Genomic DNA, 15,681 nt, shown 5'->3' with positions numbered 1-15,681 from the left:
GATCGGGGAGAAGCGAGGTGCGTGCCCTGCTTGACGGCATCAATATCTCGGGGGGGATCCACGCCACCCCGGACAGCGGCCTCGCCGACGGTCGTGAGCGATGCACGGCATCGCAAAGGTGAGTTCTTCGAACCGATGACTGTGCAATCCCACGATGGCCGCGCGGATGCGACGCGGCGACAAATCTTGCGAGCGGCCTCGCATCAGTTCGCGCGACGGCCCTACCACGACGTCGGCCTCGACGACATCCTCGCCGAGGCGGAACTCACCAAGGGGGCGATGTACTTTCATTTCAAGTCGAAGCACGCGCTCGCGGTCGCGATCATCGAAAAGCAGACCGCCACCGGCGCCAGCGCTGTGCAAAACCTGATGAAGCGCGGACTTTCGGGCCTCGAGACCCTCATCGACTTCTCGTATCTGATAGCCGTCGGGGACATCAAGACCGATGCCGTGCGCGCGGGGCTCAACCTCATCGAATCGGTGGGCCGGACGCAAGGGCTGCAAGAGAAGTTGATGGGCAACTGGGTCGACGCCCTGGCCGGCGTCGTCGAGCAAGCCATTGCCGAAGGTGACATCGATAATCGGTGCGATCCCCATGACGTGGGACGGTTGTTGGTGTCCATGCACATGGGACTGCGACAAACGAGCACGCTGGATCAACCGGAACGGTTCTTGCTCGATGTGCAGAAGTGTTGGACCTTCATTTTGACGGGCGTTCTACAACCGGACCGATTCGAGTATTTCGGGCAATTCCTCAAGCGGCGCGCGGCGCTCGCGATCAATTCGACGTCGACTGACGTGGAGTCGCCGCAATAAGAACACGGCGGGCTGGCCCATCGGAACGGCCGGACCGCCTGTTAATCTGCTTGCGAGGCAATGTGAGACGAGATCAGCAGAATCTGCGCACCCACGAGAGTCCGGAGGCATAGCGGCGATGGCGCGCCAGGTTCGGTCTGAAGCGACCCGGCGAAAGATCCTCGCCGCCGCGATCGACGTGTTCGGCGAGGTCGGGTACGCGGCCGCCGGATGGAGTGTGATCATCGAGCGGACCGGCATGACCAAGGGCGCCCTCTATCATCACTTCGATTCGAAAGAAGCGTTGGCGTTAGCCATCATTGAGGAAGGCTCCGACAAACTGCTCAGCGCGTTCCAAGACGTGTGCGGGTCGTCATCGCCAGGGCTGGAGAACTTGCTGCACGGCACCTTCACGATCGTCAAAGTGCTGAGCTCCGACGAAATCGCCAGCGCGGCTGAGCATTTGATCGCTGCGCTGAGCGGGTTCAATCCGGCTGCCGGGCGTTTCTGCACGGGCCTGGTCGCGCTGATGGCCGCCGAGGCGCAGCGGGCAATCGCCGAAGGAGACTTGCGGAGCGACGCCGATCCCACCGTGATCGGCGAGTCGATCGTCGGAGCCATCTTCGGCATGCGCTTGCTGTCGAACGCGACATCTGGGCCTCACAAAAAGCGAGCCGCCGACGGGGACGACATCAAGCGCCTGACTGAGATATGGGGACTCCTTCTCCCCGGGATGGTCTCGGAAACGTCGCAGGGGTACTTCAGGCAGTTCCTCAGTCGCGAAGCGATGCGCCATGCCCGGCTCGACGCCACGCCAGTGGTACAGCCGGAAATAAGTTAGCCGCAGAATTTTTTTGCCAGGTCATCGAGGTAAATTTCCAGCGCCCGCCGGAAGGCAGAACATACCGTTGGTATCGATCAGGCCTTGTTTCAGACCCATGGTCTGCGAGTCGCGGTGCGGTCAGCGAATGGTGACCCGGCCGTCAACGCTCTTCGTCCCACAACTGCTCGGTCAAATCCTGGAATGTCGCCAGGGCGAATCGGTCGTCGGCCCGCATCCCCACCGACTTGCTCATCAGCGCGCGCACCACGGAGCCGTCCTTGTGTGCCAATTCGACGACCATGTTCGCCAGGGCATGCACGACCGACAACAGAGAGGATTCCGAGTCGGGGGCCTGGTGGAATACCTCCCCGAAGCGCAGCGCCAGAACTTCTTCGGGCTCATAGCCCACCATTTCCGCGAATGCGGTGTTGGTGAACAAGATCGCGCCGTCGTCGCCGACCGCCAGCACCGGGACCGGAATCCGTTCCAACACCACCAGCGCAGGCAGCTGCTTCAGGGTGGTCATCGGCGATTCGTTGTGCTGGTGCCGATTCTGTCGTCGCTCCACAGGCCGATTATGGTCTATGCCAGAGGTCATGTCGGACATATTTCCTAACGCGCGGCCGGTCGGCGATTGCTGCCATTTCTTTTCGCATTCGTTTAATCGTCGTCGGAAGTTGGCTGATACCGCGGAAAAACGCCGGTGGGTGCCGGCAGCGTCGAGCCGGGGATCAGCCGGACGCCGATCGCGCTAAACGTCCGCTGATCGTCGGCCTGCCCGAGCAGGTCCAGCAGCTTGGCGGCGGACTCCGGCATGACGGGCTGCACCAGTAGTGCCGCGATGCGGACCACCTCGCACGTGACGTAGAGGACGGTGCGGAAGCGCACCTGATCCGCCTCGGATTCGCTCTTGCGCAACACCCACGGCTGCTGCGCCGAAAAGTACTTGTTGGCCTCGCCCAGCATCAGCCAGATCGCTTCCAGCGCCAGGTGCATCGCCTGCTCGTCGAAGCTGGCGCGCACCCGATCCAGCAACGCGTCGGCGGTCGTGAGCAGCTCGGCGTCGGCGGCGGTGAACTCGCCGGGTTCGGGCATCACCCCGTCGAGGTTTTTGGCGATCATCGACAGCGACCGTTGGGCCAGGTTGCCCAACTCGTTGGCCAGATCGGTGTTGATCCGGTTGATGATGGCCTCTTCGCTGTAGCTGCCGTCCTGGCCGAACGGCACCTCGCGCAGCAGGAAATAGCGCAGCTGGTCCACGCCGAACGCGCCGGCCAGCGCCACCGGGTCGATGGTGTTGCCCACCGACTTGCTCATCTTCTCGCCGCGGTTGTGTAAGAACCCGTGCGCGAAAACCCTTCGCGGCAGCTCGATTCCGGCCGACATCAAAAATGCCGGCCAGTACACCGCGTGGAACCTGATGATGTCCTTGCCGATCATGTGCAGATCGGCGGGCCAGTAGCGGCGGAACAACTGCGAGTCCGTGTCGGGGAATCCGGCGCCGGTGAGGTAGTTCGTCAGCGCGTCGACCCAGACGTACATCACGTGGTCGGGGTGCTCGGGCACCTGCACGCCCCAGTCGAAGGTGGTGCGCGAGATCGAGAAATCGGTCAGCCCACCGGAGACGAAGCTGACGACCTCGTTGCGCCGCACCTCGGGTCGGATGAAATCGGGGTTGGCTTCGTAGTGGGCCAGCAGCCGGTCGGCGTACGCCGAGAGCCGGAAGAAGAACGTCTGCTCCTTCTCGCTCCAGGTCACCGGGGCGCCGGTCTCGGTGGCGATGCGGATGCCGTCGACCACCTCGGTCTCCGAGTCGGAGAAGTACCGCTCGTCGCGCACCGAGTACCACCCGGAATAGGTCGCCAGATAGATGTCGCCGGCCGCCTGCATGCGCCGCCAGATCTCCTTGGACGCCTCGTGGTGGTCGGCGTCGGTGGTGCGGATGAAGCGGTCGAACGAGATGTTCAGCGCTTCCTGCATCCGTTGGAACACATCGGAATTGCGCCGGGCCAGTTCGGCGGTGGGCACCCCGGCGGCGGCCGCGGTCTCGGCGACCTTCTGGCCGTGCTCGTCGGTCCCGGTCAGGAAGCGCACGTCGAAACCGTCGAGCCGCTTGAAGCGGGCGATCGCGTCGGTCGCGATGTATTCGTAGGCGTGACCCACGTGCGGCGCACCGTTTGGATACGCGATCGCAGTGGTGACGTAATAGGGCCTCATCGAGATTCACCCTATTGTGTGCGCGTGAGCTCCAGCCGACCTGGTAAACGAGAAGCGCCGCCCGCCCCGGAGCCGTTGGCGCCACTGATCGATGCCCACACCCACCTCGACGCATGCGGCGCCCACGACGCCGCCGGTGTGCGGGCCATCCTCGACCGCGCCGCGGCGGTCGGAGTGGGCGCGGTCGTCACGATCGCCGACGATCTGGACTCGGCGCGCTGGGTGACCCGGGCGGCCGGCTGGGACCGGCGCGTGTACGCCGCGGTGGCGTTGCACCCGACGCGCGCGGAGGCACTCGACGACGCGGCCCGCGCCGAAATCGAGCGGCTGGTGGCCGATCCCCGGGTGGTGGCGGTGGGGGAGACGGGCATGGACCTGTACTGGCCCGGCCGGCTGGATGGCTGCGCGGCACCCGAAGTGCAGCGGGAGGCCTTTGCGTGGCATATCGACCTGGCCAAGCGGTGCGGCAAGCCGTTGATGATTCACAACCGGGACGCCGACGCCGCGGTGCTCGACGTGCTGGACGCCGAGGGCGCGCCCGACGTCGTGATCTTCCACTGCTTTTCGTCGGACAGCGCCATGGCCCGGCGCTGCGCCGACGCCGGGTGGTTCATCAGCCTGTCCGGGACGGTGAGCTTCCGGAATGCGCGCGCACTGCGCGAAGCCGTGCCGCTGGTTCCGGCCGACCAGCTACTGGTCGAAACGGACGCGCCCTTTTTGACTCCACATCCTTATCGTGGCGCACCCAACGAGCCGTATTGCCTTCCTTATACTGTCCGTGCCATCGCAGAGCTGCTCGATCGTCCGGCGGAAGAACTGGCCCGAATCACCACGAGCAATGCCGGGCGGGTCTACGGACTCGTCGAATCGGGCGGGTGATTTCCACAACACATCCGTGCCGGAGTTGCTCCAGGTTGACCGGTTCGTTACCGTCTTGTGATCGAATCGTTGGTTTGTTGCACTGTTGTCGAATGCTGCCGGGTAGGTCGTTAAGTGGTTGCTGAGGTCGGGGTAGACGCGCGTTGACTGTATTGAGAAGGCTTCATCAGACCCCATCGCCGATGTTGCGGCTCGTCGTTTCGGGGCTGCTTTTGGTACTCGCTTTTGCCGGCGGTTTCGCGGTCTCGGTATCCAAGACGGTCACCTTGACCGTCGACGGTATCGCGATGCGGGTGACGACGATGAAGTCGAAAGTCATCGACATCGTCGAAGAGAACGGCTACGTGGTCGATCAGCGCGACGACCTGTACCCCGCCGCCGATGTCGAGATTCACAATGCCGACAAGATCACGTTGCGCCGCAGCCGGCCGCTGCAGATCTCACTGGACGGCCACGACACCAAGCAGGTGTGGACGACGGCCTCCACCGTCGACGAGGCACTGGCCCAGCTCGCGATGACCGACACCGCCCCCGCCGCCGCCTCGCGCGGCAGCCGGGTTCCGCTGGCCGGCATGGCGCTGCCGGTCGTCAGCGCCAAGAGCGTCCAGATCAACGACGGTGGCAATATCCGCATGGTGCACCTGCCGGCGCCCAACGTCGCGGGGCTGCTCAATGCCGCGGGTGTGCCGCTGCAAGACAGCGACCAGGTGGTGCCTCCCGCGACCGCGCCGATCGTCGACGGCATGCAGATCCAGGTGACGCGTAACCGCATCGAGAAGGTCACCGAGCGAATCCCGTTGCCGCCCAACGCTCGCCGGGTCGAAGACCCCGACATGAACATGAGCCGCCAGGTCGTCGAGGACCCGGGCAGCCCGGGTACGCAGGACGTGACCTACGCGGTGGCCACCGTCAACGGTGTGGAGACCGGCCGACTGCCGATCGCCAACATCGTGATTGCGCCGGCCCGCGACGCGGTGGTGCGGGTGGGCACCAAGCCCGGTACCGATGTGGGCCCGGTGACCGATGGATCCATCTGGGACGCCATCGCGAGCTGCGAAGCCGGCGGAAACTGGGCGATCAACACCGGCAACGGGTATTACGGCGGCGTCCAATTCGACCAAGGCACCTGGGAGCGCAACGGCGGGCTGCGGTTTGCCGCCCGCGCCGACCTGGCCACCCGCGAGGAGCAGATCGCGATCGCCGAGGTCACCAGGGAGCGCCAGGGCTGGGGCGCGTGGCCGGTGTGCAGCGGAAGAGCTGGTGCGCGCTGACGATCCGGCTGCTGGGACGCACCGACATCAGGCGGCTGGCCAAAGAACTTGAATTTCGGCCACGAAAATCGTTGGGCCAGAATTTCGTTCACGACGCCAACACGGTCCGGCGGATAGTTTCGGCATCGGGAATCGGCCGTGCCGACCACGTCGTGGAGATCGGCCCGGGTCTCGGCTCGCTCACGCTGGCGTTGCTCGACCGCGGCGCCACGGTCACCGCCATCGAGATCGACCCGGTGCTCGCCGGGCGGCTGCCGCAGACCGTCGGCGAGCATTCCCACAGCGAGGTCGGGCGGCTGACGGTGCTCAACCGCGACGTGCTGAACCTCGGACGAGACGAGCTGGCCGCCGGGCCAACAGCCTTGGTCGCCAATCTGCCCTACAACGTCGCGGTCCCGGCGTTGCTGCATCTGCTCGCCGAGTTTCCGTCCATTGCGACCGTTACCGTGATGGTGCAAGCCGAGGTGGCCGAGCGGCTGGCCGCCGAGCCGGGCGGCAAGGAGTACGGCGTGCCCAGCGTCAAGGTGCGCTTTTTCGGCCGGGTTCGGCGCTGCGGCATGGTTTCGCCGACCGTGTTCTGGCCGGTGCCCCGCGTCTATTCGGGGCTGGTCCGGATCGACCGCTACGACACCGCGCCGTGGCCCACCGACGACGCGTTCCGGCGGCAGGTCTTCGAGCTGGTCGATATCGCCTTCGCGCAGCGGCGCAAGACGTCGCGCAACGCGTTCGCCGAGTGGGCCGGCTCGGGCAACGAGTCGGCAAATCGATTGCTGGCAGCCAGCATTGATCCCGCCCGCCGCGGCGAGACGCTGAAAATCGACGACTTCGTCCGGCTGCTGCGCCGCTCGGGCGACCCGGCCCAACCGCAGGCTTCCGGAAGCTGACCGGAGGTACTCAACGGTGACGCGGACCGGCCGACCGACGGCCGCCACCGCGATCCCGGGAAAGCCCCTGCCAGTACGCCTGCAGCCACTCGGTCAGCTCGCGGGCCCGATCCAGCGCCCCGCCCGGTGCCGAACGAGATCGCGCCGCGGCGATGGCCGCGGATAGTTCCGTCATCTCTCGGACCACGATCGCCGACCCGTCCGCCTCCAGCTTCGCGGCGAACGGCAGCTGGTGCTCGTCGACGTGCTCTCCGTAGGACGAGCGCCGGGGCACCATCACCGGGCACTTGCCCTGCTCGATGCACAACAGCGTGGATCCCGCGCCGGCGTGAGTGATCGTCACCGAGGCACGCTGGACCTGCTCGCAGACGTCGCCGAACGACAGAAAGCGTTCGAATCGGGCGTGCCGCGGTTCGTAGCTACACGTTCCCAGCTGCACGAAGAAGTCCTCCCCGAGATCGCCCGTCCGGGCCAGCTCGTCGACCGCGCGCGCCAATCGATCGAAGGGATGCACCTCCATCCCCATGATCACGAAGATCACACGATCCTCCCGTGATACTCGGTGCCGGGAGTCCGCTCGACCAGCTCGGGCCACTGAACCAGGAAGCGGGAGGCGAACGGCTTCACCATCCGGGCGGTGAGCGAGAGCTCGGTGATGCGGGTGATGGACTCGACGAAGACGGTGGGGATCCGGAGTAGCCAGGCCAGCCAGAGGAACGGGGCGGCTACGCCCGAGCCGGTGGTCAAGATCATGGCGGGCCGGTGCCGGATCAGCAGCCGCAGCGCCAGCACCATGTTCCGCAAGAGGTTGGGGATGCTGCGGACGGTGGGGTGCGCCGCCCAGTACACCTCAGGTTCGTCACGCAACAGGTAGCGGGCATCGGCGGTCGGAAAGCTCACCCAGTACCGATCCTTGTCCTGCCAGAATTCCCGCAGGCAAAACATCTCGTAGATGTGACCGCCGGACGAGGCGATCAGGAGTAGGCGACCCATGGCTGCCATCTCAGGCGCTCGCGACCGTGCCAATGGCGTTGAAATACTTGCGCGCGTGCGGCATGCGGGGATAGTAAATGGTCCGGTGCTGGACTCGAAACCAGACTGAGAGGCGCAGACGATGATTCGAACGGCCATAGTCGGCCTGGGGAAGATGGGGTTGTCGCACCTCGCGATACTTCGTACGCACCCAGACCTCGACGTGGTTGGTATCTGCGATTCGACGGGCTATGTGCGTGACGTCCTCGCCAAGTACACCGGCCTGTCGTGCTACGACGACTTCGATCGGATGCTCGCGGAGACCAAGCCCGATGCGGTGGTCGTCGCGGTTCCGTCCAGGCTGCACGCGTCGATCGTCGAGCGGGCGCTGACGGCCGGGGCGCACGTCTTCTGCGAAAAGCCGTTCGTCCTCGATGTGCCGGACGGTGAGCGCTTGGTGGCCTTGGCCGAACGCGGTCAACTCGTGACCCAGGTCGGCTACCACTGCCGCTTTGTCGGGGCGTTCCAGGAGGCGGCGCGGATCGTCGCATCGGGCGCGCTCGGGCGCGTGCATCACGTGCGCGCGGAGGCGTACGGGCCGGTCGTGCTGCGGGATAAGGGAAGCACGTGGCGCGGGGTGAAGTCTGAAGGCGGCGGGGCCCTCTACGACTACGCGTGCCACGCCATCGATTTGGTGAACTTCATTGCCGGTGTGCCCGATTCGGTCGACGGCGTCGTCCGCCACAGCGTTTTCTCCCGCGACGTCGACGACGAGGTCTACTGCACGATGCGCTACGCCGACGGCGCAACCGGCCAACTGTGCGTGAACTGGAGCGACGAGAGCTTCCGCAAGATGTCGACGAAGGTGTCGGTGTGGGGAACGAATGGCCGCGTCATCGCCGATCGGCAGGAGTGCCAGATCTATCTGCGTGCGGCGCACGCTGCACTCCCCGAGTTCGATCCGGGATGGACGATCCGGTACACGACAGACCTCACCGAGGAAGTCTGGTATTACCTTCGCGGCGAGGAGTATTCGGCCCAGATCAACTATTTCGCCGAGAGCGTGCAGAAGAACCGGCTGGATGGCGAGAACACATTTCGGTCGGCGCTCGACGTCGATCGGGTGGTGGGCATGATCACCGGCGCCGCGCTGGTCGCCCGCCCCGCAGCGCCCCCGCGACCGGCACGGCGTGGCTCACCGGGCCGCGGGCTCGTCGCCCGCATCAAAAATCTCATCACCCCGAAGGCATCGTGACCATGGACCGAGTCCTGTTCGGAGACAACCAATTCTTCGGCGTCAACCACATGTCCGAGGAAAAGGCGCGCGCACAGGCGATACGGTTCCAGCACCTCCCGCCCGTGCTGGCCACGCTCGACGCCGCGTATCAGGAGGGCATCCGCACGTTCGTCTGCACCACCCATGACCGGGTCGGCGAGATCTGCGATCATTTCCGGGCCAACCAGGCGCAGTACCCCGACTACGTCTTCTACCCGTGCATGCCGTATGCGCACAAGTATGCGAACGCCGTGACCGAGTTCGGGATCGTCGACGCGCTGCGGAGGTTTCTGCCGGACACCGGGGCCGTCAGGTCGATGTTCAAGGGTGGCGTCGCCCTCGCCGGCAAGGACATCGAGCCGGTCATGCAGCTGTTGGTCGATGCCGAGATGAAGATGTTCGCGGGGCTTTCCACGCCGATCATCTTCGTTCAGAACGTCGTCACCGACCTACTTCTCGGCCTCGGAATGGAAGAAGCCTTTCGGTATTTTGCCGACCACGTGCAGCGCAGGTACAACGCCGAGCCGGGTTTCATCACGATGAACCTGCCGCGCCTGCTCGATGTGCTCGAGCGGCAAGGGATCGAGAATCCGATCGTCTGCACCAATTTCAACAAGATCGGCTTCCGGATGTGCGGCGGCATAGGGCTTTACGAGCAAGCGATCCGCGAACGCCCATGTCGGGTGATCGCGATGTCGGTGTTGGCTTCGGGTGCGATTGCGCCGCGCGAGGCGATCGACTACGTGTGCGCACAACCGCAGATCCAGTCGATCGTGTTCGGCGCGTCCAACCGCGCGAACATTCGCGAGACGAAGTCGCTCATCGACGAACGTTGGCAGGCGCGTGACCCGGGGCAACCGCAGCCTTCCGGCGGCTGACCCGGGCGCCGTTGCGTGTAGTTGGCGTGCCGCAGCGATAGTCTGCTGCGGTGACGGTGGCTGGAAATGTCTGACGGCAACACCGCTGCACAGTGGGTGCCCACCGGGTCTGTCACCGTTCGCGTGCCCGGGAAGGTCAACCTGTACCTTGCCGTCGGCGACCGCCGTGACGACGGCTATCACGAGCTGACGACGGTGTTTCAGGCCGTCTCGCTGCTCGACGAGCTGACGGTGCGCAATGCCGATGTGTTGTCGCTCGAACTCGTCGGCGAGGGTGCCGACACGCTGCCCACCGACGAACGCAACCTGGCGTGGCAGGCCGCCGAGCTGATGGCCGAGCACGTCGGCCGCGCGCCCGACGTGTCGATCATGATCGACAAATCCATCCCGGTCGCCGGCGGTATGGCCGGCGGTAGCGCGGATGCCGCGGCGGTGCTGGTCGCAATCAACTCGCTGTGGGACCTCAACGTGCCGCGCCGCGATCTGCGCATGCTGGCCGCGCGGCTGGGCAGCGACGTGCCGTTCGCGCTGCACGGCGGCACGGCGCTGGGCACCGGGCGTGGCGAGGAGTTGGCCACGGTGCTGTCCCGCAACACCTTCCACTGGGTGCTGGCCTTCGCCGACGGCGGGCTGCTGACCCGCAAGGTGTTCGGCGAACTGGACCGGCTCAGGGAAACCGCGAACCCGGCGCGGCTCGCCGGGCCCGGCCCGGTGCTGGCCGCGCTGGCCGCCGGCGATCCCGAGCAATTGGCGCCGCTGCTGGGCAACGAATTGCAGGAGGCCGCGGTCAGCTTGAATCCCGCGCTGCGGCGCACCCTACAAGCCGGCGAGAAGGCGGGCGCGCTGGCCGGCATCGTGTCCGGCTCGGGCCCGACGTGCGCGTTTCTGTGCACGTCCGGGCCCGCGGCGGTCGACGTCGGAACCCAGCTGTCGGGGGCCGGCGTGTGCCGGACGGTGCGGGTCGCCAGCGGTCCGGTGCCGGGTGCCCGCGTGGTGCCGACACCAATGACCGACGACTGAACAACCTGTGAAATCCGACTCAAATCGCCGAAATGGTGGGTTGTTACTTAAGAGGAGTTTAAGATATCTCGCGGTGACGACTATCGATCAGCTCGAGCATCCGGGTTGGCCGCCCGCCGGCAGTCGCGGTGGACGGCCGATTCATCGATGCCGGTCGGGCGGGACGGGCCGGGGTCGTCGTACTGATCGGGCAACCGGACACGGGGTTGCTGACCAATCACTATTTCGAGATCGAACCGCTTCCCAACTGTGCTCGCGCGCCTGCTGCAAAGTGTCGCCCGGCGAGCGGAACATGAAAATCCGGGTCTTGGGGAAAGCGCCGGAACCGAGGAGGTTTGCGTGAGCAGGTTTACCGAGAAGATGTTCCACAACGCCCGCATCTCGAAGAAGGGCATGGTCACCGGTGAACCCCACGAGCCTGTTCGCCACACCTGGGGCGAGGTTCACGAGCGCGCGCGCCGTATCGCGGGCGGCCTGGCCGCCGCGGGCATCGGCCTCGGTGACGCCGTCGGCGTGCTCGCCGGCTACCCGGTAGAGATCGCCCCGACCGCGCAGGGCCTGTGGATGCGCGGGGCCAGCCTGACCATGCTGCACCAGCCCACCCCGCGCACGGATCTGGCGGTGTGGGCCGAGGACACCATGAACGTCATCGGCATGATCGAGGCCCAGGTCGTCATCGTCTCCGAGCCCTTCCTGGTCGCGATCCCGGTGCTGGAAGAAAAGGGCATCAAGGTCCTCACCGTCACCGACCTGCTGGCGTCGGAGCCGATCGACCCCATCGAGGTCGGCGAGGACGATCTGGCGCTGATGCAGCTGACGTCGGGTTCGACGGGCTCGCCGAAGGCCGTCCAGATCACGCACCGCAACATCTATTCCAACGCCGAGGCGATGTTCATCGGCGCCCAGTACGACATCGACAAAGACGTGATGGTCAGCTGGCTGCCCTGCTTCCACGACATGGGCATGGTCGGCTTCCTCACCATTCCGATGTACTTCGGCGCCGAGCTGGTCAAGGTCACGCCGATGGACTTCCTGCGCGATGCGCTGCTGTGGGCCAAGCTGATCGACAAATACCAGGGCACCATGACCGCGGCGCCGAACTTCGCCTACGCGCTGCTGGCCAAGCGGCTGCGCCGGCAGGCCAAACCCGGCGACTTCGACCTGTCGACGCTGCGCTTCGCGCTGTCCGGGGCCGAGCCCGTCGAGCCCGCCGACGTCGAGGACCTGCTGGATGCGGGTAAGCCGTTCGGCCTGAAGTCCTCGGCGATCCTGCCGGCCTACGGCATGGCCGAGACGACGCTGGCGGTGTCGTTCTCGGAGTGCAACGCCGGTCTGGTCGTCGACGAGGTGGACGCCGACCTGCTCGCGGCCCTGCGCCGGGCGGTGCCCGCGACCAAGGGCAACACCCGCCGGCTGGCCACGCTCGGCCCGCTGCTGAAGGACCTCGAGGCCCGCATCATCGACGAGCAGGGCAACGTGATGGCCCCGCGCGGCGTCGGCGTCATCGAGCTGCGCGGCGAGTCGCTGACCCCGGGCTACCTGACCATGGGCGGCTTCATCTCGGCCCAGGACGAGCACGGCTGGTATGACACCGGTGACCTCGGCTACCTGACCGAAGAGGGCCACATCGTGGTCTGCGGTCGCGTCAAGGACGTCATCATCATGGCCGGCCGCAACATCTACCCGACGGACATCGAGCGGGCCGCCTGCCGCGTCGACGGTGTCCGTCCCGGCTGCGCCGTGGCGGTCCGCCTGGACGCCGGCCACTCGCGCGAGACGTTCGCCGTCGCGGTCGAGTCGAACGCCTTCGGCGACCCGGCCGAGGTGCGTCGAATGGAACATGAGGTCGCCCGCGAGGTGCTCAAGGAGGTCGACATGCGGCCCCGCAACGTCGTGGTGCTCGGTCCGGGGACGATCCCGAAGACACCGTCGGGCAAGCTGCGTCGCTCCAACTCCGTCACCCTGGTCACCCGGTAGCTCGTTTGCGCCGTTGCCTCGGGTGTGCTGACGGCGGCGAGTGTGCGCTGACGGATTTCAGTGTGCGCTGGCGGGGGCGACGCCCCGGTCGGCGCCGCCCTGGACGCACACGGGAAGCCCTGGTCGCACACCCGCCGCGAACTACCAGGCGTGCACGCGATTCTGCGCGGGCTCTAGCCCCAGTTCGATCAGCAGCTCGGTGGCGTCGGCCGCCTGCTCGCAGATCGTGGGAACCTCCGGCCGCTCCCCGGCGGTGAAAGTCTCCAGCACGAACGCCGCCGGGTCTTTGCGTCCGGGCGGACGCCCGATCCCGATGCGCACCCGCTGAAAGTCCTTGGTGCCCAGCGCCGAGGCCACCGAACGCACCCCGTTGTGGCCGCCTTCACCGCCGCCGAGCTTGAGCCGGATACGACCGAAGTCGAGGTCAAGTTCGTCGTGCACGACGATGATGTCGGCCGGCGGCACGGAGTAGAACTTCGCCAGCGGGCCGACCTGGCGGCCGGACTCGTTCATGAAGCAGCGCGGCTTGGCCACCAGCACCGAGTGCCCGGCGAGCCGGCCGCTGACCACCTCGGCGCCGGAACGCTTGTGCACCTTGAACTTTGAGCCCAGCCGTGCGGCGAGCAGGTCGGCGACCAGGAACCCGAGGTTGTGCCGGGTGCGGGCGTAGTTGTCTCCGGGATTGCCCAGGCCGACCACGAGAAGCGGTTCGGCCACGTCGCCGGCCGCCTACTCGGACGCTTCTTCGGAGGCCTCGGCCTCGCCGGCCTCTTCCTCCACCGCGGCTTCCTCGCCCTCGGCGGTCTCGCCGGCGCCCTCTTCCTCGAGGTCGGCGGCGGTCGGCGAGTTGACGACATTGACCACCAGCATCTCCGGGTCGGAGATCAGGTTGACGCCCGACGGCAGCGCGATCTGCCCGGCGGTGAACTGGGTGCCGGGCTCGGCGCCCTCGACCGACACCGTCAACTGCTCGGGAATCGACAGCGCCTCGGCCTCGATCTCGATGGTGTTGGTCTCCTGGGTGACCAGGGTGTCCGGTCCGGCCTCGCCCTCGATGACGACGCTGACCTCGACGACGACCTTCTCACCGCGACGCACCACCAGCAGGTCGGCGTGCTGAATGTTGCGCCGGATCGGGTGGATGTCCAGCGCTTTGGTCAGCGCCAGCTGTTCTTTGCCCTCGATGTCGAGGGTCAGCACCGCGTTGGTGCCCGAGTGGCGCAGCACCGCCGCGAACTCATGCCCGGGCAGCTCCAGGTGCTGGGGGTCCGCGCCGTGGCCGTAGAGGACGGCGGGAATCTTGCCGTCGCGGCGGGCTCGCCGGGACGCGCCCTTGCCCGTCTGGCCACGGACCGTGACCGAGAGTTGGTTGACCGCGGATTTCTTCGCCATCGTGTCGCTCCTGTGTGCTCTATACCTAAGTTTCCAGGCACGGCCAGGGTCGCGACATATGTCGGTCTCCGTCGATAACGGTGCTGGCTAGCCGCCTGCCACCCTCGCCGTGACGCCCGGCCAGGGTAGCGCATCGGCACCTCAGAGCGGAAATTTGGTGCCGGTGAGCTGCTCGGACAGCTCCCACAGCGCGGTCGCGGTGGTCGGATCCTGAGCGTGCCGGCTGCGGCTGACGGGCTGGGTTCGGCCGATCCAGCCGAACTTTGGGCCGATGAACGTGTCGCCGGGCAGATCCTGCGAGGCGGCGTACAGCGTTTGCTGCGCGCCGAAATCGGCGCTGGTGGCGACCACCCGGGTGGCGGCCGACATCAGCGCGTCGCCCAACTTGCGGCCGGTGGCGCCCTGCAGGTTGGTGTGCGAGTAGCCGGGGTGGGCCGCTATCGAGCGCAGCGGCGATCCGGCCAGCCGCAGGCGGCGCTGCAGCTCGCTGGTGAACAGCAGGTTGGCCAGCTTCGATTGGCTGTAGGCCAGCCAGGCGGAGTATCGCCGGTTCTTCCAGTTGATGTCGTCGAGGTCGATCCGGCCGGGCCAGTGCGCCATCGACGTCAGCGTCACCACCCGGTCGGTGAGCTTGGAAAGCAGCAGGTTGGTCAGCGCGAAATGACCGAAGTGGTTGGTGCCCATCTGGCTCTCGAAGCCGTCGGCGGTCAGCGCGAACGGCACGGCCATGATGCCGGCGTTGTTGATCAGCACGTCGGCCTTATCGACCTGCTCGGCGAACAGGTGGATCGACGTCAGAGCCTGCAGATCGAGTTGGCGCACCTCGACCTGGCCACGCATGTCGCGAGCGGCCTTCTCTCCCTTGCGCGGATCGCGGACCGCCATGATGACCTTGGCGCCGACTCGGGCCAGCTCGCGGGCCGTGATGGCGCCCAGCCCACTGTTGGCGCCCGTGACGATCACGGTGCGCCCGGCGAATGACGGCAGATCGGCGGCGGTCCAGTCGGTCATGACTGATAACCCTAGTGAACTGCCGCTTCGACAGCGCGGCCATGGTGCACCGGCCGCTACTTAGCGGCGACGACGAATCCGTGGATGATCATGTCCACGTCGGCCGACTGCGCGGCGGCCTGGTCGGCCAGGCCGGTGATGGTGAGCTGAACGAAGTAGCGCTGCCTGGCCGGCGGCGACCCGGTGGGCAGCACGATCCGGTTCCAACTGTGCAGTCGGGTGCCGTTGTCGCCGTTGTAGCTGCCCTGGATCATCGCCGAGGGGAACCCGTTGTAGGGCGCCAACG

Annotated in this window: 17 protein-coding genes; 9 read left to right on the top strand and 8 right to left on the bottom strand. The window is 66.4% G+C overall.

Annotated elements, in window-relative coordinates; all coding sequences use genetic code 11:
• Positions 1-135: 135 nt before the first annotated feature.
• A complete protein-coding gene (locus BN973_RS24360; protein ID WP_036473003.1) occupies positions 136-816 on the top strand; it encodes a TetR/AcrR family transcriptional regulator in 681 nt (226 codons plus the stop codon).
• Between the two features lie 118 nt (positions 817-934).
• On the top strand, positions 935-1,636 hold the full coding sequence (locus tag BN973_RS24355) for a TetR/AcrR family transcriptional regulator (protein WP_036471263.1): 702 nt from the start codon (positions 935-937) through the stop codon (positions 1,634-1,636).
• 142 nt (positions 1,637-1,778) lie between these two features.
• On the opposite strand, the gene BN973_RS24350 is transcribed toward BN973_RS24355, so the two are convergent.
• Together BN973_RS24350 and metG are read right to left on the bottom strand one after the other, a co-directional pair.
• Positions 1,779-2,144, bottom strand: coding sequence for a PAS domain S-box protein (locus BN973_RS24350; RefSeq protein WP_084163657.1), 366 nt, complete (start codon positions 2,142-2,144; stop codon positions 1,779-1,781).
• Positions 2,145-2,278: 134 nt separating this feature from the next.
• On the bottom strand, positions 2,279-3,835 hold the full coding sequence (gene metG / locus BN973_RS24345) for a methionine--tRNA ligase (protein ID WP_036471261.1): 1,557 nt from the start codon (positions 3,833-3,835) through the stop codon (positions 2,279-2,281).
• Positions 3,836-3,853: 18 nt separating this feature from the next.
• Here metG and BN973_RS24340 point away from each other — a divergent pair, with 18 nt between their 5' ends.
• The 3 genes from BN973_RS24340 (at position 3,854) to rsmA (ending at position 6,869) form a co-directional block, all read left to right on the top strand.
• Entirely contained in the window at positions 3,854-4,714 is an 861-nt protein-coding gene (locus tag BN973_RS24340) for a TatD family hydrolase (protein WP_036471260.1), read from the top strand.
• Between the two features lie 182 nt (positions 4,715-4,896).
• Positions 4,897-5,985 carry a resuscitation-promoting factor gene (locus tag BN973_RS24335; protein WP_051641471.1) on the top strand — a complete coding sequence of 363 codons (1,089 nt, stop codon included), beginning with the start codon at positions 4,897-4,899 and terminating at the stop codon, positions 5,983-5,985.
• On the top strand, positions 5,949-6,869 hold the full coding sequence (rsmA, locus tag BN973_RS24330; protein ID WP_036471258.1) for a 16S rRNA (adenine(1518)-N(6)/adenine(1519)-N(6))-dimethyltransferase RsmA: 921 nt from the start codon (positions 5,949-5,951) through the stop codon (positions 6,867-6,869). Before BN973_RS24335 ends, rsmA begins: the two co-directional genes overlap by 37 nt.
• A 10-nt stretch (positions 6,870-6,879) precedes the next feature.
• On the opposite strand, the gene BN973_RS24325 is transcribed toward rsmA, so the two are convergent.
• Together BN973_RS24325 and BN973_RS24320 are read right to left on the bottom strand one after the other, a co-directional pair.
• Positions 6,880-7,410, bottom strand: coding sequence for a glycosyltransferase (locus BN973_RS24325; protein WP_051641470.1), 531 nt, complete (start codon positions 7,408-7,410; stop codon positions 6,880-6,882).
• On the bottom strand, positions 7,407-7,862 hold the full coding sequence (locus tag BN973_RS24320) for a glycosyltransferase family protein (RefSeq protein ID WP_036471257.1): 456 nt from the start codon (positions 7,860-7,862) through the stop codon (positions 7,407-7,409). The genes BN973_RS24325 and BN973_RS24320 overlap by 4 nt, the downstream gene beginning before the upstream one ends.
• 121 nt (positions 7,863-7,983) lie before the next feature.
• On the opposite strand from BN973_RS24320, the gene BN973_RS24315 reads away from it, so the two are divergent.
• The 4 genes from BN973_RS24315 (at position 7,984) to BN973_RS24300 (ending at position 12,992) form a co-directional block, all read left to right on the top strand.
• Complete coding sequence (locus BN973_RS24315) at positions 7,984-9,096, top strand: Gfo/Idh/MocA family protein (protein ID WP_036471255.1); 1,113 nt, start codon at positions 7,984-7,986, stop codon at positions 9,094-9,096.
• On the top strand, positions 9,093-9,995 hold the full coding sequence (locus tag BN973_RS24310) for an aldo-keto reductase family protein (protein ID WP_036471254.1): 903 nt from the start codon (positions 9,093-9,095) through the stop codon (positions 9,993-9,995). The genes BN973_RS24315 and BN973_RS24310 overlap by 4 nt, the downstream gene beginning before the upstream one ends.
• 66 nt (positions 9,996-10,061) lie before the next feature.
• The gene (locus BN973_RS24305) at positions 10,062-11,015 is read left to right on the top strand and encodes a 4-(cytidine 5'-diphospho)-2-C-methyl-D-erythritol kinase (protein ID WP_036471253.1); all 954 of its coding nucleotides are present in this window, start codon (positions 10,062-10,064) and stop codon (positions 11,013-11,015) included.
• 339 nt (positions 11,016-11,354) lie between these two features.
• Positions 11,355-12,992: a fatty acyl-AMP ligase gene (locus BN973_RS24300; RefSeq protein WP_036473000.1), complete on the top strand. Its 1,638-nt coding sequence runs from the start codon at positions 11,355-11,357 to the stop codon at positions 12,990-12,992.
• Between the two features lie 141 nt (positions 12,993-13,133).
• Here the strand turns inward: BN973_RS24300 and pth are convergent, their stop codons facing one another.
• The 4 genes from pth to BN973_RS24280 all read right to left on the bottom strand — a co-directional run.
• Entirely contained in the window at positions 13,134-13,709 is a 576-nt protein-coding gene (gene pth / locus BN973_RS24295) for an aminoacyl-tRNA hydrolase (RefSeq protein ID WP_036471252.1), read from the bottom strand.
• Between the two features lie 12 nt (positions 13,710-13,721).
• Positions 13,722-14,384, bottom strand: coding sequence for a 50S ribosomal protein L25/general stress protein Ctc (locus BN973_RS24290; RefSeq protein ID WP_036471251.1), 663 nt, complete (start codon positions 14,382-14,384; stop codon positions 13,722-13,724).
• Between the two features lie 141 nt (positions 14,385-14,525).
• Positions 14,526-15,395 carry an oxidoreductase gene (locus BN973_RS24285; protein ID WP_036471250.1) on the bottom strand — a complete coding sequence of 290 codons (870 nt, stop codon included), beginning with the start codon at positions 15,393-15,395 and terminating at the stop codon, positions 14,526-14,528.
• 56 nt (positions 15,396-15,451) lie between these two features.
• A partial coding sequence (locus BN973_RS24280; RefSeq protein ID WP_198048957.1) for an LpqN/LpqT family lipoprotein occupies positions 15,452-15,681 on the bottom strand: 230 nt, incomplete at its 5' end.

The sequence above is a fragment of the Mycobacterium triplex genome (assembly GCF_000689255.1).
GTDB classification, from domain to species: Bacteria; Actinomycetota; Actinomycetes; order Mycobacteriales; family Mycobacteriaceae; genus Mycobacterium; species Mycobacterium triplex.
Note: the sequence above shows the minus strand (reverse complement) of the source record. Positions and strands in the feature narration are given on the sequence as shown.

Coding starts and splice junctions, on each gene's coding strand:
- BN973_RS24360 (WP_036473003.1), top strand. CDS start 136: ATGACTGTGCAATCCCACGATGGCCGCGCGGATGCGACGCGGCGACAA.
- BN973_RS24290 (WP_036471251.1), bottom strand. CDS start 14,384: ATGGCGAAGAAATCCGCGGTCAACCAACTCTCGGTCACGGTCCGTGGC.
- BN973_RS24285 (WP_036471250.1), bottom strand. CDS start 15,395: ATGACCGACTGGACCGCCGCCGATCTGCCGTCATTCGCCGGGCGCACC.
- BN973_RS24350 (WP_084163657.1), bottom strand. CDS start 2,144: ATGACCACCCTGAAGCAGCTGCCTGCGCTGGTGGTGTTGGAACGGATT.
- BN973_RS24320 (WP_036471257.1), bottom strand. CDS start 7,862: ATGGGTCGCCTACTCCTGATCGCCTCGTCCGGCGGTCACATCTACGAG.
- BN973_RS24315 (WP_036471255.1), top strand. CDS start 7,984: ATGATTCGAACGGCCATAGTCGGCCTGGGGAAGATGGGGTTGTCGCAC.
- metG (WP_036471261.1), bottom strand. CDS start 3,835: ATGAGGCCCTATTACGTCACCACTGCGATCGCGTATCCAAACGGTGCG.
- BN973_RS24335 (WP_051641471.1), top strand. CDS start 4,897: ATGTTGCGGCTCGTCGTTTCGGGGCTGCTTTTGGTACTCGCTTTTGCC.
- BN973_RS24355 (WP_036471263.1), top strand. CDS start 935: ATGGCGCGCCAGGTTCGGTCTGAAGCGACCCGGCGAAAGATCCTCGCC.
- BN973_RS24305 (WP_036471253.1), top strand. CDS start 10,062: ATGTCTGACGGCAACACCGCTGCACAGTGGGTGCCCACCGGGTCTGTC.